Source organism: Kitasatospora sp. NPDC056783 (assembly GCF_042789895.1).
Taxonomy (GTDB): Bacteria; Actinomycetota; Actinomycetes; order Streptomycetales; family Streptomycetaceae; genus Kitasatospora.
In genome coordinates this window covers 1-1,836 of sequence record NZ_JBHUAF010000669.1, presented here as the reverse complement: position 1 = coordinate 1,836, position 1,836 = coordinate 1, and the positions used below count along the sequence as shown (strand labels likewise).

The 1,836-nt window shown below is 69.6% G+C and carries 3 protein-coding genes; 1 reads left to right on the top strand and 2 read right to left on the bottom strand.

The features are described 5' to 3' along the window. Positions 1–47: 47 nt before the first annotated feature. Both ACFRMQ_RS40470 and ACFRMQ_RS40465 read right to left on the bottom strand, forming a co-directional pair. On the bottom strand, positions 48–392 hold the full coding sequence (locus tag ACFRMQ_RS40470) for a rodlet layer protein (protein WP_380704725.1): 345 nt from the start codon (positions 390–392) through the stop codon (positions 48–50). A gap of 86 nt (positions 393–478) precedes the next feature. Further along, a complete protein-coding gene (locus ACFRMQ_RS40465) occupies positions 479–823 on the bottom strand; it encodes a rodlet layer protein (RefSeq protein ID WP_380735917.1) in 345 nt (114 codons plus the stop codon). A 297-nt stretch (positions 824–1,120) separates the two neighbouring features. Here ACFRMQ_RS40465 and ACFRMQ_RS40460 point away from each other — a divergent pair, with 297 nt between their 5' ends. Continuing rightward, the gene (locus tag ACFRMQ_RS40460) at positions 1,121–1,789 is read left to right on the top strand and encodes a hypothetical protein (protein WP_380735916.1); all 669 of its coding nucleotides are present in this window, start codon (positions 1,121–1,123) and stop codon (positions 1,787–1,789) included. The last annotated feature ends 47 nt before the right edge of the window (positions 1,790–1,836 follow it).

Here is a 1,836-nt window from a genome sequence, read left to right as displayed (position 1 = left end):
GGGGAGACCTTCCTCCCCGGGCCCTCCGACCGTGCCGTGCCCCTTGATCAGCCGATCAGGTGCGAGACACCCGAGTCGCCCGAGGACTGGGTGTTCTGGCCCACGTCGCAGATCTGCTTCGGCTGGTTGTTCAGGACCGGGACCTCGACCGGAACCGCGATGCCGATGACGGCGACCGCGATGTTGTGGATCTCCGGCAGGCAGATGTTCGGGTTGTCCAGAACGTGGCTGTTCGGGCTGTCGTTGCCCAGGGTGCCGGTGTGGTTGGTGCCGCCGTTGCCCTGGACGGAGGTGGCGGAACCGTCCGAGTCGACGATGGCGGAGGCCGAACCGGCCGACATCGCGAGCGCGGCCGCGGCCAGGCCGACGGCGGCGAAGGACTTCTTGATCATTTCGGGTTTTTCCTCTCGGGGTGAATCGGGGAGCGATGTGAAGGTGGATCGGACGGGTGGTGCAGGGAGAGCAGCTCGGGGAGCGGTCAGCCGACCAGGTGGGAGATGCCTCCGTCACCCGTGCTCTGGGTGCCCTGGCCGATGGTGCAGTACTGCTTGCCACCGGTGTTGGCGATCGGGACCTCGACCGGGACGGCCACGCCGAGCACGCCGACGGCGATGTTGTGGATCTCCGGCAGGCAGATGTTCGGGTTGTCCAGGAAGTGGAAGTTCGGGCTGTTGTTCCCGACCGTGCCGGTGAAGTTGGTGCCGCCGTTGCCCTCGATCGAGGCGGCCGCGCCGTCCGAGTCGCCGATGGCGGCGGCGGGCCCGGCGGCACCGGCCAGCGCGGCGACGGCCAGGCCGGCGGCGGCGAAGGACTTCTGGATCATGCGAGATCCCTCTCTGAAATGCTCTTGGATTCCTTGCGTACGACGCTGAGAACGCTCAGACCCGGTCTGCAATCACTGACGTCCAGATCAAAGAATGACGGCACGGAAGGTTACGGTGATTTTTGAAAAGAGTCCCGCAGGCGCGGCGACGGCACGCTTCCGATCGGATTATTACTCCGAATCGGGTAATGGCCGCAATCCACGCTCCCGGTCACTCGTTGAGCACATCGCTTTCCTGCTGCGCTCCCCGCAGCCCTCCCCGTGATCCCCAGTTCGGACAGCAGAACGGTGAAAAGCATGAAGTTCTCCAAGCGGGCCGGCGCGATGCTGCTGGCGGTCGGTGCCGGCGTGCTCGCCTCCCAGGGAGCGGCCTCCGCGGTCGCCCCGATCGCCCCCGAACAGGTCGGCGCCCTGGAGGACGCGCTGGCCACCCAGCAGGTCCCGGCGGACATCCCGCTCGCCCCGCTGGGCAGCCGTCTCACGGCCGGCATCCCGACCTCACTGCTCATGCCGCCGGTGCCCGGTCCGACCTCCAGCGCCGACGGCGCGCTGCTCCCGGAGCAGATCGTCCCCCAGCTGGGCACCGGCAAGGTCGGCCCCAGCGCCAACGCCGAGCTGCCGGTGCCGCTGCTCGACCAGAGCGCCGACGTCGGCACGGTGCTGCTGGACGCCCCGGCCTCGCCGCTGCACGCCAAGACCCCGGGGCTCACCCTCGGCAAGCCGCTGGCGCTCGCCGAGGACGGCGCCGGCCAGCTCGCCGGCGGCCGGCTGAAGGTGGACGAGATCGACCCGCGCCTGATCACCGGAGCCGTCCAGGTGATCCCCGGCGCCAAGGCCAGCCTGGGCGACGACGAGCACAGCCGGATCTCCCTCACCGACACGGCGGACGCGCTGACCGGGACGACCACCGGGATGACGGCCGGCGTGGTGCGCCAGACCGGCCTGACCGACCTCACCCAGCTCTAGGCCTCGGCGCCCCGGACGTGAGAGAGCCCGGCACCCCGCCGTACGAC